23 protein-coding genes are annotated in these 22,795 nt (G+C 73.4%); 11 read left to right on the top strand and 12 right to left on the bottom strand.

Going from position 1 to position 22,795, the window contains the following annotated elements; all coding sequences use genetic code 11:
- Positions 1-2: 2 nt before the first annotated feature.
- From ABTY40_RS12865 to ABTY40_RS12830, 8 genes are read right to left on the bottom strand one after another with little or no spacing between them, the layout of a single operon-like run.
- Positions 3-1,979 (bottom strand): NADH-quinone oxidoreductase subunit 5 family protein, encoded by a 1,977-nt coding sequence (locus ABTY40_RS12865; RefSeq protein ID WP_352059571.1) that lies wholly within the window; start codon positions 1,977-1,979, stop codon positions 3-5.
- Complete coding sequence (gene nuoK / locus ABTY40_RS12860; protein ID WP_352059570.1) at positions 1,976-2,332, bottom strand: NADH-quinone oxidoreductase subunit NuoK; 357 nt, start codon at positions 2,330-2,332, stop codon at positions 1,976-1,978. Before nuoK ends, ABTY40_RS12865 begins: the two co-directional genes overlap by 4 nt.
- The gene (locus ABTY40_RS12855; protein ID WP_352059569.1) at positions 2,332-2,931 is read right to left on the bottom strand and encodes an NADH-quinone oxidoreductase subunit J family protein; all 600 of its coding nucleotides are present in this window, start codon (positions 2,929-2,931) and stop codon (positions 2,332-2,334) included. Before ABTY40_RS12855 ends, nuoK begins: the two co-directional genes overlap by 1 nt.
- Positions 2,928-3,584, bottom strand: coding sequence for a NuoI/complex I 23 kDa subunit family protein (locus ABTY40_RS12850; RefSeq protein WP_352059568.1), 657 nt, complete (start codon positions 3,582-3,584; stop codon positions 2,928-2,930). Before ABTY40_RS12850 ends, ABTY40_RS12855 begins: the two co-directional genes overlap by 4 nt.
- Complete coding sequence (locus ABTY40_RS12845) at positions 3,584-4,552, bottom strand: complex I subunit 1/NuoH family protein (RefSeq protein ID WP_352059567.1); 969 nt, start codon at positions 4,550-4,552, stop codon at positions 3,584-3,586. The genes ABTY40_RS12850 and ABTY40_RS12845 overlap by 1 nt, the downstream gene beginning before the upstream one ends.
- Entirely contained in the window at positions 4,549-5,754 is a 1,206-nt protein-coding gene (locus ABTY40_RS12840; protein ID WP_352059566.1) for an NADH-quinone oxidoreductase subunit C, read from the bottom strand. The genes ABTY40_RS12845 and ABTY40_RS12840 overlap by 4 nt, the downstream gene beginning before the upstream one ends.
- Positions 5,751-6,326, bottom strand: coding sequence for an NADH-quinone oxidoreductase subunit B (locus ABTY40_RS12835; protein ID WP_345278598.1), 576 nt, complete (start codon positions 6,324-6,326; stop codon positions 5,751-5,753). Before ABTY40_RS12835 ends, ABTY40_RS12840 begins: the two co-directional genes overlap by 4 nt.
- On the bottom strand, positions 6,317-6,718 hold the full coding sequence (locus ABTY40_RS12830) for an NADH-quinone oxidoreductase subunit A (protein WP_345278599.1): 402 nt from the start codon (positions 6,716-6,718) through the stop codon (positions 6,317-6,319). Before ABTY40_RS12830 ends, ABTY40_RS12835 begins: the two co-directional genes overlap by 10 nt.
- Positions 6,719-6,885: 167 nt before the next feature.
- Here ABTY40_RS12830 and ABTY40_RS12825 point away from each other — a divergent pair, with 167 nt between their 5' ends.
- The 7 genes from ABTY40_RS12825 to ABTY40_RS12795 all read left to right on the top strand — a co-directional run bounded on the left by ABTY40_RS12825 (position 6,886) and on the right by ABTY40_RS12795 (position 15,959).
- A complete protein-coding gene (locus ABTY40_RS12825) occupies positions 6,886-8,091 on the top strand; it encodes a sensor histidine kinase (protein WP_352059565.1) in 1,206 nt (401 codons plus the stop codon).
- A 217-nt stretch (positions 8,092-8,308) separates the two neighbouring features.
- Positions 8,309-9,610, top strand: a complete 1,302-nt coding sequence (locus tag ABTY40_RS12820) for a sensor histidine kinase (RefSeq protein WP_352059564.1) — start codon at positions 8,309-8,311, stop codon at positions 9,608-9,610.
- Positions 9,611-9,781: 171 nt separating this feature from the next.
- Positions 9,782-10,441, top strand: coding sequence for a response regulator transcription factor (locus ABTY40_RS12815; protein ID WP_309049941.1), 660 nt, complete (start codon positions 9,782-9,784; stop codon positions 10,439-10,441).
- A gap of 309 nt (positions 10,442-10,750) precedes the next feature.
- Positions 10,751-12,688, top strand: a complete 1,938-nt coding sequence (locus ABTY40_RS12810) for a 2-oxoacid:acceptor oxidoreductase subunit alpha (RefSeq protein ID WP_352059563.1) — start codon at positions 10,751-10,753, stop codon at positions 12,686-12,688.
- Positions 12,681-13,742, top strand: a complete 1,062-nt coding sequence (locus ABTY40_RS12805) for a 2-oxoacid:ferredoxin oxidoreductase subunit beta (RefSeq protein ID WP_352059562.1) — start codon at positions 12,681-12,683, stop codon at positions 13,740-13,742. The genes ABTY40_RS12810 and ABTY40_RS12805 overlap by 8 nt, the downstream gene beginning before the upstream one ends.
- Before the next feature lie 344 nt (positions 13,743-14,086).
- Positions 14,087-15,016: an EamA family transporter RarD gene (gene rarD, locus ABTY40_RS12800; protein ID WP_502990576.1), complete on the top strand. Its 930-nt coding sequence runs from the start codon at positions 14,087-14,089 to the stop codon at positions 15,014-15,016.
- Between the two features lie 91 nt (positions 15,017-15,107).
- A complete protein-coding gene (locus ABTY40_RS12795) occupies positions 15,108-15,959 on the top strand; it encodes a mechanosensitive ion channel family protein (RefSeq protein ID WP_352059560.1) in 852 nt (283 codons plus the stop codon).
- Between the two features lie 187 nt (positions 15,960-16,146).
- On the opposite strand, the gene ABTY40_RS12790 is transcribed toward ABTY40_RS12795, so the two are convergent.
- Together ABTY40_RS12790 and ABTY40_RS12785 are read right to left on the bottom strand one after the other, a co-directional pair.
- Positions 16,147-16,473, bottom strand: coding sequence for a DUF6401 family natural product biosynthesis protein (locus ABTY40_RS12790; protein ID WP_352059559.1), 327 nt, complete (start codon positions 16,471-16,473; stop codon positions 16,147-16,149).
- A 29-nt stretch (positions 16,474-16,502) separates the two neighbouring features.
- Positions 16,503-17,960, bottom strand: coding sequence for an MFS transporter (locus tag ABTY40_RS12785; RefSeq protein WP_352059558.1), 1,458 nt, complete (start codon positions 17,958-17,960; stop codon positions 16,503-16,505).
- 99 nt (positions 17,961-18,059) lie between these two features.
- Between ABTY40_RS12785 and ABTY40_RS12780 the strand changes: the two genes are divergently transcribed.
- Together ABTY40_RS12780 and ABTY40_RS12775 are read left to right on the top strand one after the other, a co-directional pair.
- Positions 18,060-18,557: a winged helix-turn-helix transcriptional regulator gene (locus ABTY40_RS12780; RefSeq protein WP_352059557.1), complete on the top strand. Its 498-nt coding sequence runs from the start codon at positions 18,060-18,062 to the stop codon at positions 18,555-18,557.
- A gap of 63 nt (positions 18,558-18,620) precedes the next feature.
- Complete coding sequence (locus ABTY40_RS12775; RefSeq protein ID WP_352059556.1) at positions 18,621-19,214, top strand: DUF4291 domain-containing protein; 594 nt, start codon at positions 18,621-18,623, stop codon at positions 19,212-19,214.
- Positions 19,215-19,234: 20 nt separating this feature from the next.
- Here ABTY40_RS12775 and ABTY40_RS12770 read toward each other — a convergent pair whose 3' ends face one another.
- Positions 19,235-20,140: an EamA family transporter gene (locus ABTY40_RS12770; RefSeq protein WP_352059747.1), complete on the bottom strand. Its 906-nt coding sequence runs from the start codon at positions 20,138-20,140 to the stop codon at positions 19,235-19,237.
- Positions 20,141-20,219: 79 nt separating this feature from the next.
- Positions 20,220-20,807, bottom strand: coding sequence for a CGNR zinc finger domain-containing protein (locus tag ABTY40_RS12765; protein WP_352059746.1), 588 nt, complete (start codon positions 20,805-20,807; stop codon positions 20,220-20,222).
- 54 nt (positions 20,808-20,861) lie between these two features.
- Here ABTY40_RS12765 and ABTY40_RS12760 point away from each other — a divergent pair, with 54 nt between their 5' ends.
- Both ABTY40_RS12760 and ABTY40_RS12755 read left to right on the top strand, forming a co-directional pair.
- Entirely contained in the window at positions 20,862-21,329 is a 468-nt protein-coding gene (locus tag ABTY40_RS12760; protein ID WP_352059555.1) for a VOC family protein, read from the top strand.
- 415 nt (positions 21,330-21,744) lie between these two features.
- Positions 21,745-22,795 (top strand): M28 family metallopeptidase (locus ABTY40_RS12755; protein ID WP_352059554.1); only part of this gene is annotated, 1,051 nt, incomplete at its 3' end.

The following is a 22,795-nucleotide window of genomic DNA, read 5'->3' as shown; positions in this document are numbered from 1 at the left end:
GCTCACGCTCCGGCGACGGCGTTGGCGAGGGCGACGGCGGCGATCGCCAGGACGACGGAGCCGGCGAGCAGGGCGCTGAGATAGGTCTGCACGTTGCCGGTCTGGGCGCGGCGGACGAGCCACCCGAGGCCCTTCGCGGTGCTGCCCGCGCCGCGTACGTACGTGTCGACGACCTCGCGGTCCAGGAAGCGGACCAGGGAGGCGGCGGCGGTGACGGGGCGGACGAAGGCGGCCCGGTAGAGGGCGTCGAGGTGGAAGCCGCTCGCCGCCGGGCGGTACAGCGGGCCGAGCAGGGCGCGGCCGGGGTCGCCGGGGTCCTCGCCGGGGTGCGGCAGGTGCAGCGCCTCGGCCTCGACCTGGCCCGCGTCGGCCTCGGGGTGGGCGACGTGAGGGAGGCGCGCGGCCGGGGCCCTGGCGGCGAGGGCGCGCCAGACGGCGTAGGTGATCGCGGCGCCCGCGGCGGCGAGTCCGGTGCCGAGGACGGCGGTGGTGAGGGTCGGGGTGAGGGCGTGGCCGTCGAACCAGTCGTCCAGGTACGTGACGGTGAGGCCGAAGGCCAGGGAGGGGACGGCCAGCACCCACAGGACGGTCGTCATGGCGAGGGGCTGCCGGCCGTGGTCGGGGGCCTCGGTGCCCCGGCCGCGGAAGGCCCGCAGCCAGAGGCGGAGGGCGTAGGCGGCGGTGAGCAGCGCGGTGAGGAGGCCCGCGACGAGGACGGTCCAGCCGGCCCCGGCGGGGGCGCCGGTCCGGTCGCCGAGCGCGGTGTGCTCGGCGGCGACGAGGACGGCCTCCTTGGAGAAGAAGCCGGCGAACGGGGGGATCGCGGCGAGGGCGAGGAGGGCGACGGTCATCGTCCAGTACGCGTCGGGGACGCGCTTCGCGAGGCCGCTCATGCGGGACATGGCGGTGAGCGAGTTCGTCCCGGCGGCGTGGATGACGGCGCCGGCGGCGAGGAACAGCAGCGCCTTGAAGGCGGCGTGCGAGAGGAGGTGGAAGACGGCGGCGCCCCGGTCGCCGACGGCGAGCGCGCCGGCCATGTAGCCGAGCTGGCCGATGGTCGAGTAGGCGAGGACCCGCTTGATGTCGTCCTGGGCGAGGGCGGCGAGCGCGGAGCCGACCATGGTGATCGCGGCCATGACGGCGAGGACGGTCAGCGCGGCGCCGGAGGCGGCGAAGACCGGCAGGAGCCGGGCCGTGAAGTAGACGCCGGCGGCGACCATCGTCGCCGCGTGGATCAGCGCGGAGACGGGGGTGGGGCCGGCCATGGCGTCGGGGAGCCAGGTGTGGAGCGGGAATTGCGCGGACTTGCCGGCGACGCCGGCGAGGAGCAGCAGCGCGATGAGGGTGGGGTGGTCGAGGCCGCCGGTGGCGACGGCGCCCAGGACGCCGGTGATGCGGAAGGTGCCGGCGTCGGCGGCGAGCGCGAAGAGGCCGATGAGGAAGGGCACGTCGCCGAGCTTGGTGACGAGGAAGGCCTTGAGGGAGGCGGCCCGGGCCTCGGGGGTCTCCCAGTAGTGGCCGACGAGGAAGTACGAGCAGATGCCCATGACCTCCCAGCCGACCAGCAGCACCATGAGGTCGCCGGAGTAGACGACGAGGAGCATGGCGGCGGTGAAGAGGGAGACGAGCGCGGCGTACGAGGGGTAGCGGGGGTCGTCGCGGAGGTAACCGGTCGAGTAGATCTGCACGCAGGTCGCGACGACGCCGACGAGGACGGCGACGAGGGCCGCGAAGCCGTCGATGTGCAGCGCCAGGTCGATGGGGACGGAGCCGGTCGGCGTGAGCGGGGTGGCGGCGTCGAGGGCCCGGCCGCCGCCCTGGCGGACGGCGACGAGCACGGCGAGGACGGTGGCCGCGAGGGCCGGCAGGACGGCGAGCGGGCGGACGAAGCCGGGCGCGGTGCGGCCGAGGGCGAGTCCGGCGGCGGAGCCGAGGAAGGGCAGGACGGGGACGAGGGCGGCGAGGGTCGTGGTGGTCACGCGGTGGCCTCGGCCTTCTCGTCGGTCCCGGCGTCGGCGGGTTCGGGCTGTTCCGCCGTGTCGCGGAGGCGGTCGACGTCCGAGGTGCCGCGGTTGCGGTGGACCATCAGGACGATCGCGAGACCGATGCCGATCTCGGCGGCGGCGACGGCGATGGTGAAGAGGGTGAGGGCCTGGCCCGCGTGCAGGGCGTCGCGGAGCCAGACGTCGAAGGCGACCAGGTTGAGGTTGACGGCGTTGAGCATGAGCTCGACGGACATCAGGACCAGGATGGCGTTGCGGCGGGCGAGGACGCCGTACAGGCCGACGCAGAAGAGGAGGGCGGCGAGGACGGCCGGGTAGGCGAGGTGCATCAGCGGGCTCCGCCCTTCGGGCCGGCGGCGGGACCGGTGCCCGGGCCGGTGCGGGGGGCGGCGGTGTCCTTCTTGCGGGACAGGACGATCGCGCCGACGAGGGCGGCGAGGAGGAGCACCGAGAGGGCCTCGAAGGGCAGCACCCAGTGCTTGAAGAGGATCTCGCCGGTGACGCCGGTCGTGCCCTGCGCGGGTCCGTCCAGGTCGATCCAGGTCGTACGGAAGGCGTCGACGACGACCCAGACGAGCGCGGCGGCGGCGGCGAGCGCGACGGCGAGGGCGACCGGCCGGTTCCCGGAGTCGGCGTCCGGGGAGCGTCCGATGGGGGCCTTGGTGAGCATGAGACCGAAGAGGAGGAGGACGACGACGGAACCGACGTAGATCAGCACCTGGACCCAGGCGATGAACTCGGCGGTGAGGAGGAGGTACTCGACGGCGAGCCCGCCGAGCGCCACGACCAGCCAGAGGGCGGCGTGCACGAGCTGGCGGGTGGTGACGGTGACGAGGGCGGCGCCGAGGGTGACGAGCCCGACGAGCAGGAAGGCGATCTCGACGCCGGAGGGCGAGAGGAAGCCGGGGTGGGCGGCGGCGAGGTTCACTGCTGCTCCCCCTGGGCGTCGGTGCCGGGCGCGGGGTCGGTTGCGGTCCCGGCGCCGGGCGCGGGGTCGGTTGCCGTCCCGGTGCCGGACGCGGCCTCAGGTGCCTCGGCGGCGGCTTCGGCGGCTGCCGCGGCCTGGGCGGCGGCCTTCTCGGCGGACTTGCGGGCGGCGGCGACCTCCTTGGGCTCCTCCGCCTTCGGGTCGAGCGCGGGCGGCTCGGGCACCGTCCACATCCACTCCCGGAGCTTGTCCCGCTCGTGCGTGAGCTCGTGGATGTCGGTCTCGGCGTACTCGAACTCCGGCGACCAGAAGAGGGCGTCGAAGGGGCACACCTCGATGCAGATCCCGCAGTACATGCAGAGCGCGAAGTCGATGGCGAAACGGTCGAGGACGTTCCGGCTGCGCTCGCGGCCGCCGGGAGTGGCGGCCGGGACCGTCTCCTTGTGGGAGTCGATGTAGATGCACCAGTCGGGGCACTCGCGGGCGCACAGCATGCAGACCGTGCAGTTCTCCTCGAACAGCCCGATCACCCCGCGCGTGCGGGGCGCCAGCTCGGGCTGGGTGTCCGGGTACTGCGCGGTGACGTTCTTGCGCGTCATCGTGCGGAGCGTGACGGCGAGGCCCTTGGCGAGGCCGGAGCCGGGGATGGGCATTACTGGATCGCCACCTTCACGATGCCGGTGAGCGCGATCTGCGCCAGGGCGAGCGGGACGAGGGTCGTCCAGGCCAGCTTCTGCAGCTGGTCCTCGCGGAGCCGGGGGTACGTCACGCGGAGCCAGATCACGACGAAGGCGAGGACCGCGGTCTTGAGCAGGGTCCACACCCAGCCGAGCCCGTCCGCGCCGAGGGGGCCGTGCCAGCCGCCGAGGAAGAGGACGGTGGTGAGGCCGCACAGGACGACGATGCCCGCGTACTCGGCGAGCAGGAACAGGGCGAAGCGGAGGCCCGTGTACTCGGTGTACGCGCCGAAGATGATCTCCGAGTCGGCCACCGGCATGTCGAACGGGGGCCGCTGGAGCTCGGCGAGGCCGGCGACGAAGAAGACGATCGCGCCGACGATCTGCCAGGGCAGCCACCACCACTCGAAGGCGTTCAGGATGCCGGGGAGGGAGACGGTGCCGGCCGCCATCGCGACGGACGCGGCGGCGAGCAGCATCGGCAGCTCGTAGGCGAGGAGCTGGGCGGCGGTACGGAGCGCGCCGAGCAGCGAGAACTTGTTGGCGGAGGCCCAGCCGGCCATCAGGCTGCCGAGCACCCCGATGCCCATGACGGCGAGCACGAAGAAGATGCCCGCGTCGACGACCTGGCCGACGGCGCCCTCGCCGGGCCCGATCGGGATCGCGACGAGGACGAGCAGGTACGGCAGGAGCGCGACGGCCGGTGCCAACTGGAAGACGCGGCGGTCGGCGTCCTTCGGGACGACGTCCTCCTTCTGCGCGAACTTCACGCCGTCGGCGACGAGCTGGGCCCAGCCGTGGAACCCGCCCGCGTACATGGGGCCGAGGCGGCCCTGCATGTGGGCCATGACCTTGTGCTCGGTCTGCCCGACGACGAGCGGCAGCACGAGGAAGACGGCGAGGACGACGAGCAGCCGGAGGGCGACGTCGAGTACGTCGTTCACGCGGGATCGCCTCCGTCGGTGTCGTTCTCATCGGTGTGCCGTCGCCGCGGTCCACCCTCCGGCTCCGGGGTGGTGGCGCCCTCGGCGGGGGGCTCCGGGTCCGGGGGCGTACCCCGGGGGGCGGTGCTCTCCGTGGGGTCCTGGGGCCGCCCGGAGGCCGGGGCCTGCGGGTCCGGGCGGGTGTCCGGCGTGGCAGCGGCGCCCTCGGCCGCCCCGGCCGGCTCCGGCGCGGGGGCGGCACCGGCCGGCGCCGCCGTGTCCTTGGTGTCCTGCGTGTCCTGCGTGTCCTGCGGGGAGGTGTCGAAGGCCGGGCGGGCGTGGTGCCAGGGCGCGTCCGCGCTGCGGGGGCGCGGGCGGGGCGCCGCGGGGGAGGCTGCCGCGGCCTGGCTCGCGGAGCCGTCCGACGCCGAGCGGGTACGGCGCGGGGCCGGCTGACCGGCCGGTCCCGCGCTCGCGGAGCCGGTACGGCGCGGGGGCGTCGCCTCCGCCGCCTGGCTCGCGGAACCCTCCGACGCCGAGCGGGCACGACGCGCGGGCGTCGCCTCCGCCGCCTGGCTCGCCGAGCCCTCGGTGGCCGTACGGGTGCGGCGGGCCGGGCGGTCGGCGCGGGTGGGGGCCGGGGGGAGCTGGCCCTTGAGGGGGCCCCATTCGTTCGGGTCCGGGACGCCCGGGGGGAGCATCTGGCGGCGCTTGGGGCCGCCGTCGTGGGACTCGCCCGGCTCCTTCGCGCCCGGCCACGCCTTGGCGACCCGGGCCGCGAGCACGAAGTCCTTGCGGAGCGGGTGGCCCTCGAAGTTCTCGGGCAGCAGCAGCGGGACCAGGTGCGGGTGGCCCTCGAACCGGACGCCGAACATCTCGTGCGTCTCGCGCTCGTGCCAGGCCGCGCCCGCGAACACCCCCACCGCCGTGGGCAGGACCGGGTCGCTGTGGGGCACGGTCGTGCGCACGAGCAGACGCTGCGGGGCGGCGCCGTCCCGGAGGGCCACGACGTGCGCGCAGACACGGAAGCCGGTGCCCGGCTCGTCCACCGCGCTCAGCCAGTCGAAGTAGGTGCAGCCCAGCTCGTCCTTGGCGGTCCGCAGCGCGTCGAGCCAGTCCGTGACGGGGACGTCGACGGTCAGCAGGTCGTACGCCCGCTCCGCCGCCGCCTCGTCGCCGAACAGGTCCGTCACGGCCTCGGGGAGGGAGTCGTAGCGGTTCATCGGTCGTCGCCTCCCGGCGGAGGGGTGACCAGCGGGCCGGTCAGCTGGGAGACCGAGGCCGGCGCCGTGGTGCCGTACCGCTCCCCCAGGTTCTCGCGGGCGATCTTCTCCTGGAGCTTGAGGATGCCCTGGAGCAGCGCTTCGGGCCGGGGCGGGCAGCCCGGCACGTACACGTCGACGGGGATGATCTGGTCGACGCCCTTGGTGACGGAGTACGAGTCCCAGTAGGGGCCGCCGCAGTTGGAGCAGGCGCCGAAGGAGATGACGTACTTCGGGTCGGGCATCTGCTCGTAGAGCCGCTTCACGGCCGGGGCCATCTTGTCGGTGACCGTGCCGGAGACGATCATCAGGTCGGCCTGGCGCGGGCCGGGCGCGAAGGGGATCACGCCGAGGCGGATGAAGTCGTGCCGGGCCATGGACGCGGCGATGAACTCGATCGCGCAGCAGGCGAGGCCGAAGTTGAAGACCCACAGGCTGTAGCGGCGGCCCCAGTTGAGGACGACCTTCATCGGCTCGGGGGCCAGGCGGGCCAGCGGGCCCAGCCGGGGGGCCGGCAGGGGTGTTACGTCCATGCCAGGACACCCTTCTTGTACGCGTAGAGGAGTCCGACGGCGAGGAAACCGAGGAAGACGAACATCTCGACCAGGGTCGTCGCGCCGTATCCGGGCGCGGCGAAGACCGTCGCCCAGGGGAAGAGGAAGATCGAGTCGACGGCGAAGATGACGTAGAGGAAGGCGTACACGTAGTAGCGGACCTGGGTGTGGGCCCAGCCCTCTCCCACGGGGTCGACGCCGCACTCGTACGTGAGCAGCTTCTCGGGGGTGGGCACGACGGGCCGCAGCAGGCGTCCGGCGCCGAACGCCACGGCCACGAACATCACGCCGATGACGGCGAGCAGCCCGACGGCGGAGTACGTCTCGAAGTGGTCGGCGGCCTGGGCCGCGACAACGGTCGGTTCCGGCACGTCCGTCCCGCCCCTCGGTCTCGGTGTCTCACGTGTCACTTCCGTACGCACGCGAGTCTAGGCCCTGCTAAAGGGAGCGTAAGCAGGCGCGGGTGGGGTTATCCCCCCGGCCCGTGACCCACCTCCCCCATGGCCCCGCGCCGTCCCGTACGGGCAGGCTGGGGCCCATGACCGCCGATCGCGACCCCGCCGCTCCGCTCTCCGCTCCCCCCTCCGTTCCCCCGGCCCCTCCTTCCGCCGCCCCGCGTCCGCGTCCGGCCTACGGCAAGGAGACGTGGAGGGAGATCGCCCATCTGCTGTCCAACCTGTTCACGGCCCTCGTCGGTTTCGTGTACGCGGTGGTGAGCGTCGCGCTCGGGGCCGGCCTGGCCGTGACGGTGGTCGGCCTGCCGCTGCTCGCGCTCGGTCTGGGCGGGGCGCGCGGGATCGGCCGCGCGGAGCGGGCGCGGGCCCGCCGGCTACTCGGGGTCGAGATCGCGGAGCCCTCTGCGCTGCCCCGGCGCGGCGGCTTCTTCGGGTGGCTGTGGGCCTCGCTGAAGGACCCGGTGGCCTGGCGGACCCAGCTGTACGGGCTGCTCCGGCTGCCGTGGGGCGTGGTGACGTTCTCGGTCACGCTGGTCTCGCTGATCGTCCTGTGGCCGGTGCTGCCGTACATGGCGCGCGGCTTCGCGAACGCGGACCGGCTGATGGTGCGGGGCCTGCTGTCGCCCTCCGACGAGCTGGAGCGGCGGATCGCGGAGCTGGAGTCGGACCGGGGGGTGGTCGTGGACACGGCCGCCGCCGATCTGCGGCGCATCGAGCGGGACCTGCACGACGGCGCGCAGGCCCGGCTGGTGGCGCTCGCGATGGGGCTCGGTCTCGCGAAGGAGAAGCTCCTGGAGGATCCGGACACGGCCGCGGCGATGGTCGACGAGGCGCACGGCGAGGTGAAGCTCGCGCTCCAGGAGCTGCGGGACCTGGCCCGGGGCATCCATCCGGCCGTCCTGACGGACCGGGGCCTGGACGCGGCGCTCTCCTCGGTCGCCTCGCGCTGCACCGTGCCGGTGAAGGTGGCGGTGGACCTCGCCGAGCGGCCGGCGGAGGCGATCGAGGGCATCGCGTACTTCACGGTCTCCGAGCTCCTGCAGAACGTCTCGAAGCACGCGCGGGCGCGCGGGGCCTCGGTGGAGGTCTGGCGTTCGGGTGACCGCCTGATGCTCCAGGTGCGGGACGACGGCGTGGGCGGGGCGCGGACGGACGGCGGAACCGGGCTCGCGGGGCTCGGCGAGCGGCTCGGCGCCGTGGACGGGCTGCTCCTCGTGGACTCGCCGGCGGGCGGCCCGACCGTGGTCACGGCGGAACTGCCCTGGCGCGCCCGGCCGGCCGGAGCCTGAGCCCGGGCACCTGACCGCCGCCCCTGGCCGCGCCCGAGCCCGCGCCCCTGACCCTTGGCCGCCGCCCCGGCCCGACGCGTACCGCCGCCGTACCGCCGCCCCTCCCGGTGGGGAAAACCCCCGCCCCGAGACGCCCACCCTCCTCATGGTCACCGGCCCGGCCCGGCGGAAGGCTGGAGGACGTACGGAAACCGCCTCTCCTCACCGAAGGACCGCCATGGACCCCGCTGCTTCCCTCCGCCTCCCGGCCGTGCTCCGCGCGCCCTTCGAGGGCCGCACCTGGCGGGCCTTCCTCCACGTCCTGGTCGGGCTGCCGCTCGCCGTGTGCTGGTTCGCGCTGTCGGTCGCGCTGACCGCGACCGGCGCCGGACTGCTGATCACGTTCCTCGGGGTGCCGGTCCTGGCCGGGACGCTCGCGCTGTGCCGGGGGTTCGGCGTGGTGGAGCGGGCGCGGGCACGCGGGCTGCTCGGGCTCGAGGTGGCGGCGCCGGAGCCGGTGCGGGGCCGGACGGGCGGGGCGTTCTCGTGGATGGGGGCGGTGCTGCGGAGCGGGGCCTCGTGGCGGCACCTGCTGTACGCGGTCGTGCACCTGCCGTGGGCGGTGTTCTCGTTCGCGGTGACGGTGACGCTGTGGGGCTGGGGCTGGGGCCTCTTCACGTACCCGCTGTGGCAGTGGACCTTCCCGGCGTACGTGGGGCAGGACGGCATCCAGCTGTACGGCGACCGGACGCACGCCTTCTACCTGGACTCGCCCTTCGAGATCGCCGTGACCAGTGCGATCGGGCTGGTCTTCGTCCTGGTCGGCCCGTGGGTGCTGCGCGGCCTGGTGGCCGTGGACAAGCTGTTGGTGGCCGGCCTGCTCGGGCCGTCGCGGCCGGCCTCGCGGGTGACGGAGCTGGAGTCGGACCGGGGGGTGCTGGTCGACACGGCCGCCGCCGATCTGCGGCGCATCGAGCGGGACCTGCACGACGGCCCGCAGGCCCGTCTCGCCTCGCTGGCGATGGATCTGGGGCTGGCGAAGGAGACGCTGGCGCGGGACCCGCGGGCGGCGGCGGTCCTGGTGGACGGGGCGCACGGCGAGGTGAAGCTCGCGCTGCGGGAACTGCGGGACCTGGCCCGGGGCATCCATCCGGCCGTCCTGACGGACCGGGGCCTGGACGCGGCGCTCTCCTCGGTCGCCTCGCGCTGCACCGTGCCGGTGGCGGTGGACGTGGATCTGCCGGCGCGGCCGGTGGCGGCGATCGAGGGGCTGGCCTACTTCGCCGTGTCGGAGCTGCTGCGGAACGTCTCCACCCACGCGCGGGCGCGCCGCGCGTGGGTGGAGGTGTGGCGTTCGGGTGAGCGGCTGATGCTCCAGGTGCGGGACGACGGCGTGGGCGGGGCGGCCGTGGGAAAGGGCGGCGGCCGGGGCCTGGCGGGGCTGGCGGAGCGGGTCGGGGCGGTGGACGGGGTCCTCGCGGTGGATTCCCCGGAGGGCGGTCCGACGGTGGTGACGGCCGAACTTCCCTGGCGGGCGTAGCCCTCCCGTGGCCGGTGCCGGGTGCGATGCTGAGGGGGCATCGCTCCCCCCGGGGGGCATCGGACGATCGGGACATGGGGGCTGCGGGACGTGGGTCTGGGCGCGGGGACGGGTACGGGTACGGGCGTCGGTACGGGCGCCGGCGCGGGTACGGGAGAGGAGGCCGGCCGGGTGCGGGTGGTGATCGCGGAGGACTCGGTGCTGCTGCGGGAGGGGCTGACGCGGCTGCTGACCGACCGGGGCCACGAGGTGGTCGCCGGGGTGGGTGACGGTGAGGCGCTGGTGACGGCGGTCGCCGGGCTCGCGGAGGCCGGGGCGCTGCCGGACGTGGTGGTGGCGGACGTGCGGATGCCGCCGACGCACACGGACGAGGGGGTGCGGGCGGCGGTGCGGCTGCGGAAGGAGTACCCGGGTCTCGGTGTGCTGGTCCTGTCGCAGTATGTCGAGGAGCAGTACGCCACCGAACTCCTGGCCGGGTCGAGCCGGGGCGTGGGTTACCTCCTGAAGGACCGCGTGGCGGACGTGCGGGAGTTCGTGGACGCGGTGGTGCGGGTGGCCGGGGGCGGTACGGCGCTGGATCCGGAGGTGGTCCAGCAGCTGCTCGGCCGCAGTCGGCAGCAGGACGTGCTGGCGAACCTGACGCCGCGCGAGCGGGAGGTCCTCGGTCTGATGGCGGAGGGCCGGACGAACTCGGCGATCGCGAAAGCGCTGGTCGTGAGCGACGGCGCGGTGGAGAAGCACATCGGCAACATCTTCCTGAAGCTGGGCCTGTCGCCGAGTGACGGCGATCATCGCCGGGTACTCGCGGTGTTGACGTACCTCCGGTCGTGATGGTCTGACAGTCTGTCAGGTGTCGCGGGAAGCCGGGACGGGCCGGGGCGGCATCCCGGCCTCCCGGGGCCCCGGGACCGCGGGATGAGGCGGAATGCGACTTTCCGGAACACTCCGGGTGGCGACAGAACGTGACAATTCAGGGCAAGAGGGCGTCTCAAAATGAGGTCCATCATGTGAGAAGTCCCGGGAAGGGCCTCCTTACCGTCGTAGGGTGGCCATGGGACGGACGGTGACCGGCCGGCCGCTTCCCGAACCTTCTCCCGCCTCCGGCGGGGAGTCCCCTTGCCGCGAGGGAGGTCCAGTTCAGTGACCAGTCAGGTCAGTAGCGAGGCCGGTGAGGCCCTGGTCGGAGAGCAGCGCAGCGCTCCGGCGACGGCCCAGAACGGCACAGAGAAGGAAGTGCGCCGGCTCGACCGGGTGATCATCCGTTTCGCGGGTGACTCGGGCGACGGCATGCAGCTCACGGGTGACCGGTTCACCTCGGAGACGGCGTCCTTCGGGAACGACCTCTCCACTCTGCCGAACTTCCCGGCCGAGATCCGGGCACCCGCCGGCACCCTGCCGGGCGTCTCCTCCTTCCAGCTGCACTTCGCCGACCACGACATCCTGACGCCGGGCGACGCCCCGAACGTGCTGGTCGCGATGAACCCGGCGGCGCTGAAGGCCAACATCGGGGACGTGCCGCGCGGGGGCGAGATCATCGTCAACACGGACGAGTTCGCCAAGCGCGCCATGGCCAAGGTCGGCTACGCGACCTCGCCCCTGGAGGACGGCTCGCTGGACGGCTACCGGGTCCACCCGGTGCCGCTCACCACGCTCACCGTCGAGGCGCTCAAGGACTTCGGCCTGTCCCGGAAGGAGGCCGAGCGCTCCAAGAACATGTTCGCGCTCGGGCTGCTCTCCTGGATGTACCACCGGCCCACCGAGGGCACCGAGGCCTTCCTGCGCCGCAAGTTCGCCAAGAAGCCCGAGATCGCCGAGGCCAACGTGGCCGCCTTCCGGGCCGGCTGGAACTTCGGCGAGACCACCGAGGACTTCGCCGTCTCCTACGAGGTCGCCCCGGCGACCCGGTCCTTCCCGGCCGGCACGTACCGGAACATCTCCGGGAACCTGGCCCTGTCCTACGGGCTCGTCGCCGCCTCCCGCCAGGCCGACCTGCCGCTCTACCTGGGCTCGTACCCGATCACCCCGGCCTCGGACATCCTGCACGAGCTGAGCCGGCACAAGAACTTCGGCGTGCGGACCTTCCAGGCCGAGGACGAGATCGCCGGCATCGGCGCCGCGCTCGGCGCGGCCTTCGGCGGCTCGCTCGCCGTCACCACGACCTCCGGGCCCGGTGTGGCCCTGAAGTCGGAGACGATCGGCCTCGCGGTCTCCCTGGAGCTGCCGCTGCTGATCGTCGACATCCAGCGCGGCGGCCCGTCCACCGGCCTGCCCACCAAGACGGAGCAGGCGGACCTCCTCCAGGCCATGTACGGCCGCAACGGCGAGGCCCCGGTGCCGGTGGTCGCCCCGAGGACGCCGGCCGACTGCTTCGACGCGGCCCTGGAGGCGGCGCGGATCGCGCTGACCTACCGCACCCCCGTCTTCCTGCTCTCCGACGGCTACCTCGCCAACGGCTCCGAGCCGTGGCGGATCCCGGAGGTCGACGACCTGCCGGACCTGCGGACCCGGTTCGCCGGCGGCCCGAACCACACGCTGGACGACGGCACCGAGGTCTTCTGGCCGTACAAGCGCGACCCGCACACCCTGGCCCGCCCGTGGGCCGTGCCCGGCACGCCCGGTCTCGAGCACCGCATCGGCGGCATCGAGAAGCAGGACGGCACCGGCAACATCTCGTACGACCCCGCCAACCACGACTTCATGGTCCGCACCCGGCAGGCCAAGGTCGACGGCATCGACGTCCCCGACATCGAGGTCGACGACCCGGACGGCGCGCGCACCCTGGTGCTCGGCTGGGGTTCCACCTACGGGCCGATCACGGCGGCCGTGCGGCGCGTCCGGCGGGAGGGCGGCGCCGTCGCCCAGGCCCACCTGCGCCACCTCAACCCCTTCCCGAAGAACCTCGGCGAGGTCCTGAAGCGGTACGAGAAGGTCGTGATCCCCGAGATGAACCTCGGGCAGCTCGCCCTCCTCGTCCGGGCGAAGTACCTGGTCGACGCCCGCAGCCACACCCAGGTCAACGGCATGCCGTTCAAGGCGGAGCAGCTCGCCGCCGTCCTCAAGGAGGCCATCGATGCCTGAGTCCACCGAGTCTCTGCTGAGCCTGGTGCCCAAGGCCGAGGCCGTGCAGACGATGAAGGACTTCAAGTCCGACCAGGAGGTCCGCTGGTGCCCCGGCTGCGGTGACTACGCCGTCCTCGCCGCCGTCCAGGGCTTCATGCCCGAGCTCGGCCTGGCGAAGGAGAACATCGTCTTCGTCTCCGGCATCGGCTGCTCCTCCCGCTTCCCGTACTACATGAACACCTACGGGATGCACTCCATCCACGGCCGCGCCCCGGCCATCGCCACCGGCCTCGCCACCTCGCGCCGCGACCTGTCCGTCTGGGTCGTCACGGGCGACGGCGACGCGCTGTCCATCGGCGGCAACCACCTGATCCACGCCCTGCGGCGGAACGTCAACCTCAAGATCCTCCTCTTCAACAACCGGATCTACGGGCTGACCAAGGGCCAGTACTCGCCCACCTCCGAGGTCGGCAAGATCACCAAGTCGACGCCGATGGGCTCGCTCGACGCGCCCTTCAACCCGGTGTCGCTCGCGCTCGGCGCCGAGGCCACCTTCGTCGCGCGGACGGTCGACTCCGACCGCAAGCACCTCACCGAGGTGCTGCGCCAGGCCGCCGAGCACAACGGCACGGCGCTGGTGGAGATCTACCAGAACTGCAACATCTTCAACGACGGCGCCTTCGAGGTCCTCAAGGACAAGGACCAGGCCAAGGAGGCGGTGATCCGCCTGGAGCACGGGCAGCCGATCCGCTTCGGCGCCGACCTGGGCCAGGGCGTCGTCCGCGACCCGGCCACCGGCGACCTCCAGGTCGTCCCGGTCACCCCGGAGAACGAGTCGCGGATCCTCGTCCACGACGCCCACTCCGCCTCCCCCACGACCGCCTTCGCGCTCTCCCGCCTGGCGGACCCGGACACCCTGCACCGGACGCCGATCGGTGTCTTCCGGTCCGTGGAGCGGCCGGTGTACGACACGCTCATGGCCGAGCAGCTGGAGTCGGCGGTCGAGCGGTACGGGAAGGGCGACCTGGGGCAGCTCCTGACCGGCAACGACACGTGGACGGTCGTCGGCTGACGGACGGCGGCACCACGGAACGGCGAGAGGGGGCGCGGCCACGGGGCCGCGCCCCCTCCGGCGTTCCCGGCGCCACGGTCCCGACCCCTGGGCCGTCATGACCGTATCGCGGTACGGGCATGACAAGCCGCCCTGTCCGGCGCTACCGTCGACGGGACAGCGGTACGGGCGAGCGATGCAGGGCGGGAGGTCCGGTGAGGTCGGAGACGGCGCACTCGGGAGCGGCAGGAACGACGGCGGCACCGGACGGTACGGGCGGGACGGCCGACGCGGCGGGCGGGAAGCCCGGGGCCGCGCGGAACGAAGGGCGGGCGGGGTTCCTCTACGGGATCGGCGCCTACGGCATGTGGGGCCTGGTCCCGCTGTTCTGGCCGCTCCTCAAGCCCGCCGGCGCCCTTGAGATCCTCGCCCACCGCATGGTGTGGTCGCTGGCGGTGGTCGGCCTCGCGCTGCTCGTCCTGCGCCGCTGGAACTGGACGCGCGAGCTGGTCCGCAGCCCGCGCAAGCTGGCCCTGCTCACCCTCGCCGCCGCCGTCATCACCCTGAACTGGGGCCTCTACATCTGGTCGGTCAACACCGGCCACGTCGTCGAGGCCTCGCTCGGCTACTTCATCAACCCGCTCGTCACCATCGCCCTCGGCGTGCTCGTCCTCCAGGAGCGGCTGCGCCCGGCCCAGTGGACGGCCGTCGGCATCGGCCTCGCCGCCGTGCTCGTCCTGGCGATCGGCTACGGCCGGCCGCCGTGGATCTCGCTCACCCTCGCCGCCTCCTTCGCGCTCTACGGCCTGGTGAAGAAGAAGGTCAACATCGGCGGCCTGGAGTCCCTGGCCGCCGAGACCGCCGTCCAGTTCCTGCCCGCGCTCGCCTACCTCCTCTGGCTCGGCGCGCAGGGTTCCTCGACCTTCGGCGCCCAGGGCGCGGGCCACGCGGCCCTGCTCGCCGCGACCGGCGTCGTGACGGCCGTACCGCTGGTCTGCTTCGGGGCGGCGGCGATCCGCGTCCCGCTCTCGACGCTCGGCCTGCTCCAGTACCTGGCGCCGACCTTCCAGTTCCTGCTCGGCGTCCTGTACTTCCACGAGGCGATGCCGCCGGAGCGCTGGGCGGGGTTCTCGCTGGTCTGGCTGGCGCTGACGATCCTCACCTGGGACGCCCTGCGGACCGCCCGCCGCACCCGGAGCGAGATCGAGCGGGCCCGGCGCCTGACGGCGCCCGCCGCCGCGCCGGACACCGCCGGCGCCGCGGTTTCCACCCCTTCGGCCCAGCGGGGGCGCTGACAACAGGCGCGTTCGGCTCACGCGTAGTTACGTCGGGAGTCCAGGCCCTGAAACGGAACGGGGCCCTCGTCCCGAGCGGAGTGATGGCGCCATGTCGCAGCCCCTCGCCCTCTCGGTCGACTTCGGCCGGGGATTCACGGATGCCTGGTCGGCCGTCGCCGAGTTCATCCCGAAGTTCATCGCCTTCCTCGCGATCCTGCTGGTCGGCTGGTTCGTGGCGAAGATGATCGCCAAGGTCGCCGACCGGCTGCTGCGCAAGGTCGGTTTCGAGCGGATGGCCGAACGCAGCGGTGTCGCGAAGGCCCTCAAGGGGTCGAAGTACGACGCCACCGGCATCATCGCCAAGATCCTCTACTACGCGGTCCTACTGATCGCGCTCCAGCTCGCCTTCGGGGTCTTCGGCCCCAACCCGGTGAGCGTCATGATCAACGGCGTCGTGGCGTGGCTGCCGAAGGCGATCGTCGCCTGTGTGATCGTCGTGGTCGCCATGGCCATCGCGCGGGCGGTGCGGGACATCGTCCAGGGCGCGCTGGGACAGATGTCGTACGGCAAGGTGCTCGGCACGGCGGTCTGGGCCTTCATCGTCGGCCTCGGTGTGATCGCGGCGCTGAGCCAGGCCGGTATCGCGACCTCGGTGACCGGGCCGGTGCTCACGGCGGTGCTCGCCACGATCGCGGGTGTCGTGATCGTCGGTGTCGGCGGCGGGCTCGTCACCCCGATGCGGGGCCGCTGGGAGCGCTGGCTGTCGGCCGCGGAGACGGAGACGGGCCGGGCCAAGGACCAGATCGCGGCCTACCAGCGCGGCCGTGAGGACGCGCGGGGCGGGATGCCCTCGGCGCAGGAGCGGATGGGCGGCCGGCAGGGGACGGGGGGCGGCCAGGAGCAGCGGCGCCCCGGTCAGGAGCCCCCGATGCCGCCGGCGCCCCCGGTCGACCCGATGTGACACGCCGCGCGGAGGGCTCCGGCCCGCCGTGCCCGCGGACCCGCCGGTGCCCGAGAGCTCCGGCGGGTCCGCCGTGTTCCCGGGTACGGGCCGGTGCCGTGGGCCGGGACAGCGGCGCGGGCGGTACGGCCCGTGCGGCCCGAACCGCCGGCCGCCCGAGCCCCCGAACCGCCTGTGCGGCCCTGCCTCAGGCGGCGTCCTTGTCGAGGAGGTCGAGCTCGCGGACCAGCCAGCAGACCGCCGTCAGGCGGAGGGTGGCGAAGTCGTGGCCGACCGGCTCGACCCAGTCGACCTCGGAGAGCCAGTCGGTGAACCCGAGGACGTAGTCGGCGAGCTCCTCCCGCCCGACGCTCCGGGGCTCCGGACCGCGCTGGGCGGGGACGAGCGCGTCGCAGACCGCGGCGGCGTGCTGGTCGACGGCGGCCACGAGCCCCGGCTCGAAGGAGAACTCCGAGAGCCGGGGCAGATACGTGGAGACGACGTCGGTCAACGGGCAGCCGGGCGAATCGTTCATCCCTCTACATTAGGGGCGCCGCGGGGCCTTCAGACCGTGAGCTTGGTCGCAGCGCCGGGGCCCTCCGGGGCCGCCTGCGGGACCGCCTCCGGGGCCTTCCCGGGGACCTCCGGAGCCTCCACGCCGACGGGGCCGCGCCGCCGTCCCCGTACCCCGGTCGCCGTGACGGCCACGCCGAGGACGACCATCACCACCGGGACGACGAGCGCCGCCCGGAAGCCGTCGAGGCCGCCGCCGGTGAGTCCGTACACCGCGGTCACCGCCGCGATGCCGACCGCCGAGCCGAACTGCGTGGCCGTGGTGAGCAGTCCGCTCGCCAGGCCCTGCTCCTCCTCCGCGACCCCGTCGGTGCCCGCGATGGTGAGCGGTCCGTACGCGAGGGAGAAGGCCAGGCCGGTGAGGAGCAGTGCCGGGAACATCGCGGCGTACGACCAGTCCGGGCCGACCGGCAGGAACAGCGCGTAGGAGGCGACGGCGAGGACGAAGCCGCCGAGGACGACCCGGGCGTTGCCGTACCGGTTCACCAGGCGCGGGGTCAGCGTCGGGGCGAGGATCGCGTCGCAGCCCATGACCACCAGGGCCAGCGCCGTCTGGAGCGAGGACCAGCCGCGCAGCTCCTGGAGGTGCAGGGTCACCATGAACTGGAAGCCGAAGAAGGAGCCGACGAACAGCAGGGCCCCGAGGTCGGCGCGGATCACGGACGGGGTGCGCAGCAGGCCGAGCCGGACCAGCGGGGTGGCGGCCCGGCGTTCGACGGCGACGAAGAGACCGGCGAGGACGAGTCCGGCGGCGAGGGCGGCGGCGGTCAGGGGCCAGCCGCCGAAGCCGTGCTCCAGCCGGAGGATCCCGTACGCGAGGAGGAGCATCGCGCCCGAGGCGGTGAGCGCCCCGGCGAGGTCGAAGCCTCCGCGCCGCCCGCCGGCCGGGCGCTCCTCCTTCGGGATGAGCTTCGGCGCGGCGAGGAGGAGCGCGGCGGCCAGCAGCACGGGGGCGAAGAAGACCCAGCGCCAGCCGAGCTGGGTGAGGAGGCCGCCGATGACGAGGCCGAGGGAGAAGCCTCCGGCGGCGGTGCCGGCGAAGACGAGCAGGGCCTGGTTGCGCTGCGGCCCCTCGGCGTAGGAGGTGGTGATGATCGACAGGGCGGCCGGGGTCATGAAGGCGGCGGCCACACCGGTCACGAAGCGGGCCAGGACGAGGGTCCAGCCCTGGTCGGCGAAGCCTCCGAGGCCGGAGAAGACCAGGAAGACGGTGAGCCAGCCGAGGAACATGCGGCGGCGTCCGAGGAGGTCGGCGGCCCGGCCGCCGAGGAGGGTGAAGCCGGCGTAGCCGAGGACGTACGCGGACATGACCCAGGCGGCGGTGGAGGTGGTGAGGTCCAGATCGGCGCGGATGCTCGGGACGGCGACGGCGAGCATCGCCACGTCGATGCCTTCGAGGAAGATCGTCCCGCAGAGGACGAGGAGCAGACTCCAGGAGCGTGCGGACACAACTGTCTCCAGGGCGGGGAGGGTTGGGGGTTCCGGTTACCGGAATGAGGGTCGGTTCCCTCTTGTAACCATCTGCATCCTGCGGCACCATCGGGTGGCATGGAAGAAGGCACTTCGAAGTCACCGAGTCACTGCGCGGGAACCTACGGAGGCGACGCCGGTCCCGACACGGATCCCTTCCAGTGGGACACCCGTGAGGACTGCGAGGTCCGGCAGATCCTCGACCGGATCGCCGACAAGTGGTCCCTGCTGGTCATCGCGCTCCTCGACCGGCGCGTGCTCCGCTTCACGGAGCTCCGCCGGGAGATCGACGGCGTCAGTCAGCGCATGCTGACCGTGACCCTGCGCCAGCTGGAGCGCGACGGCCTGGTGAAGCGCACGGTCCATCCGGTGGTCCCGCCCCGCGTCGAGTACGAACTCACCCCGCTGGGCGCGACCTTGCACACCACGATCCGCTCCCTGGTGACCTGGACCGAGCGGCACCAGAGCGAGATCGCGGCGGCCCGCGCGGCCTACGACGCCCGCGAGGCGGCCGACGCCGCCGGGTCCCTGGAGGCGGCCCCGGCGGCCGGCCGGGGGCGGCCCGTCCCGGTGTAGGGGCGGGGCGGCGCTCAAAAATCCGGTGGCTCCACGGGGCCGCCGGACCGCACGCTGTCCCCCATGGAAGAACCGAAGTACCGCATCCGCGCGCTCCACACCCCGGACACCGTCACCGTCTACCAGGCGTACCGGCCGGAGCTCGGCCTGCCGGCGGCGCGGGACGGCCGCTTCCCGGCCGAGTGGAAGCGGGACCGCATGACGTGGATCAAGCCGTCGTTCCTGTGGATGATGTACCGCTCGGGCTGGGGCACCAAGGAGGGCCAGGAGACCGTCCTCGCCGTGGAGATCACCCGTGAGGGCTTCGACTGGGCCCTGCGCCACGCCCAGCTCTCGCACTACGTCCCCGGCCTGCACCCCGACCGGGCCGCCTGGCAGCGGGAGTTGAAGCGGGCCCCGGCACGGGTGCAGTGGGACCCGGAGCGGGACCCGCACCTGCGGCCGCTGCCGTACCGCTCGCTTCAGCTGGGGCTGGCGGGTGAGGCGTCCCGCCGGTACGCGGACGAGTGGACGGTGTCCGTCACCGACGTCACGGCCCTCGCCCACGAGGTCCACGCGCACGTCCGCGCGGGGGACGTGGAGGCGGCCCGGCGCCTGCTGCCGCGCGAGGAGCCGTACCCGGTCGCGGACGGCCTGCTGGGCCATCTCGTGCACTGAGGAGCGTTCGTGAGGGCCCGTCAGTCGTCCGGGCGTCCGCCGCGCGCCGCGCCCGCCGAGGCGGCCACGACGCACAGCACCGCGATCCACTGGGACCAGGACAGTGCCTCGCCGAGCACGACGAGGCCGATGAGGGCGGCCATGGCCGGTTCTAGGCTCATGAGGATGCCGAAGACGCGGGGCGGGATCCTGCGCAGGGCCTCCAGGTCCAGCGTGTACGGGATCACCGAGGAGAGCAGCGCCAGACCGGCTCCGGCGGCCAGGACCCACGGCTGGAGGAGCGCCGTCCCGCTCTCGGCCACGCCGAACGGCACGGTGACCAGCGCCGCGACGGCCATGCCGAGCGCGAGGCCGTTGCCCTCGGTGGTGTGCCGGCCGAGGGCCGCGCCGACCAGGATGTAGAGGCCCCAGCACGCTCCGGCGGCGAGGGCGAACAGCACGCCGAGCAGGTCCAGGTCGCCGCGCCCCTCCATGAGGAGGACGACGCCGCCGGCCGCGAGCGCCACCCAGAGGCCGTCCAGCCAGCGCCGGGATCCGGCCAGCGCCACGCCCAGCGGGCCGAGGAACTCGATGGTCACCGCGATCCCGAGCGGAATCCGCGACAGCGCCAGGTAGAAGCAGAGGTTCATCAGGCCGAGGACCAGGCCGTAGGCGAGGACCACCGTCGCCGTACGCCGGGTGACGCGCGGGGACGGCCGCCACAGCAGCACCAGCACGGCCGCCGCGAAGAACAGCCGCAGGGCGACCGTCCCGAAGCTGCCCACCGCGCCGAACAGGTGCTTGGCCACGGCCGATCCGAGCTGGACGCTGACGATGCCGAGCAGCACCAGGACCGTCGGCGGAATGGCGCCGAAGGCGCGTCCGGCCACCGCGGCGGCCGGGGTGGTGCGGGGTGAGGGGCCGCGCTCGGTCCCGTCGGCGTCCATGGTGGCCACGCGTGGATTGTCGGCCACCGGCCGCCGCGCGTCACCCCTTTTTCGCGCGGTACGCGCGCGTGGCGGGCCGTCAGGCCTCGTCCTCCGTACGGGTACGGGACCGGTGCGCCCGCACCTTGTGGCGGTTGCCGCACCGCTCCATCGAGCACCACCGGCGGCGGCCGGGCCAGGAGGTGTCGGCGAAGACCAGGAAGCAGTCGGCGGCGCCGCAGACGCGGACGCGGTCCGCGTGGGGGCCGGTGAGCAGGTCGACCGCGTCCCGGGCCACGGTGGCCAGGAGCCGGGTGCCGGTGGCGCCGGGGGCCCACGCGCGCGTGCCGTCCGGGCGGACGAGGGCGGCGAGCGGCGCGCCGGCGGCGGCCCCGTTCACCAGGTCCAGGTCCCCGGGGTCGTAACCCTCTCCCCCGGCGCGGGCGAGGGCCAGGCGCCAGAGGGCGTCCCGCAGCTCCCGTACGGCCGCGAGTTCGGCGGGGGTGACGGTCAGCTCCGGCCCGGGGGCGAGGCGGCAGCGGCGGACCCAGTCGAGCAGGCCCTCCACCCGGTCGAGCACCTCGTACCGGGAGGCGGCCGGGCCGGGGCCACCGGTGAGGAGCAGTTCGAGACAGAGCGCGCCCGCGTCGAAGCGGAAGCGCTGCCCGTCGCGGTGCTGGAGGGTCATTCCCGGGGGTGTTCCGGTGGCGGTCCGTGTCACGTAACCAGTATAAGTAGTTACATGACCGCACTCCACTGGAAGCTTGTGATCGACTGCGCCGATCCGCACGCCCAGGCCGCCTTCTGGGCCGCCGCGCTGCGCTACGAGGAGGAGGACCACAGCGCCCTCGTCGAACGGCTGCTCAAGGCCGGAGCCGTACCCGCCGGAGAGACGGCCACCGTCCACCCGGGCACGCCCGGCGAGCGCCTCGGCTGGCGCGCCCTCGCCGCCGTGAGCCACCCGGACGACCCCCGTGACCCGGCCACCGGCGCGGGCACGGGCCGCCGCATCCTCTTCCAGCAGGTCCCGGAGACGAAGACGGTCAAGAACCGGCTCCACCTGGACCTCCACACGGAACCGGGTACGCGGGACGCGGAGGTGGCCCGCCTGGAGGGCCTGGGCGCGACCGTCCGGCGGAGGGTGGCGGAGCAGGGCGGCAGCTGGGTGGTGATGACGGACCCGGAGGGGAACGAGTTCTGCGTGCAGTAGGGGTGCCGGCGGGGCATGGGCGGGCCGCGGAGAGAGGGCCCGCCGCCCACCGACCTCGGGAACCCCACCCGTCGGCCTCGGTCGCGCCCCGCCGGTCCCGGTACCGGCGCCCCCGCCGACCTCGGGAACTCCGCGCGCCGTCCGGGCGGTCGCCCGTTGCGCTTCCGAGGCCCCTCCGCCCCCGCCCGCCCCGCACGTCACCGGCCCTGTCCGCTGAGCGGACGGCCGTGACCGGTTTCCGCTCTTGACGCCAAGTCAAATTCTCGCTGAACATTCAGCACGCACACGCACAATCGTTCAACGGAACAACTGAACACCGCACGTGTACTCGTACAGCTCCAGCGCCTCGTGGCTACCCGGCCCGAGGCGTCTCGCACGTTCCGTCCCATCCCCGTTCGGAATCCGGAGCCCCCACATGAACCTCTCCGTTCCCCGACGCGCCGTCGCGGCCGCCGCGCTCACCGCCCTCGCCCTGGGCGGTCTGACCGGCACCGCAGGCGCCGAACCCCGGGCGGCCTCGGCCCTGGCCGCCGCCCCCGACATCCCGCTCGCCAACGTCAAGCAGCACCTGACGGACCTTCAGGCGATCGCCACCGCCAACGGCGGCAACCGCGCCCACGGCCGGCCCGGCTACAAGGCGTCCATCGACTTCGTGAAGGCCAAGCTGGACGCGGCGGGTTACACCACCACCGTCCAGCAGTTCAGCTACAACGGCACCACCGGCTACAACCTGATCGCCGACTGGCCGGGTGGAGACCCGAACCAGGTCGTGATGGCCGGCGCACACCTCGACTCGGTCTCCTCCGGCGCCGGCATCAACGACAACGGCTCCGGCTCCGCCGCCGTCCTGGAAGCGGCCCTCGCCGTGGCCCGGGCCGGCTACCAGCCCTCCAAGCACCTGCGGTTCGGCTGGTGGGGCGCCGAGGAACTCGGCCTCGTCGGCTCGAAGTACTACGTGAACCAGCTGCCCACGACCGAGCGGTCCAAGTTCGCGGGCTACCTCAACTTCGACATGATCGGTTCGCCGAACCCGGGCTACTTCGTCTACGACGACGACCCGGTGATCGAGAAGACGTTCAAGGACTACTTCGCGGGCCTCGGCGTCCCGACGGAGATCGAGACGGAGGGCGACGGCCGCTCCGACCACGCCTCCTTCAAGAACGTGGGCATCCCGGTCGGCGGTCTCTTCACCGGCGCGAGCCGGGTGAAGACCAGCTCGCAGGTGACCAAGTGGGGCGGTACGGCCACGGCCTTCGACCGCTGCTACCACTCGTCCTGCGACACGACGTCGAACATCAACGACACGGCCCTGGACCGCAACAGCGACGCCATCGCCCACGCCCTGTGGACGCTGTCCGGCGCGACCACCCCGCCGCCCACCGGCAAGGTCTTCGAGAACACCGCCGACGTGTCCATCCCGGACAACGGCGTCGCGGTGACCTCCACGGTCAACGTCACCGGCGTCA

It is taken from the genome of Streptomyces sp. NPDC126503 (assembly GCF_040302405.1).
Lineage (GTDB): Bacteria > Actinomycetota > Actinomycetes > Streptomycetales > Streptomycetaceae > Streptomyces > Streptomyces gulbargensis.
Note: the sequence above shows the minus strand (reverse complement) of the source record. Positions and strands in the feature narration are given on the sequence as shown.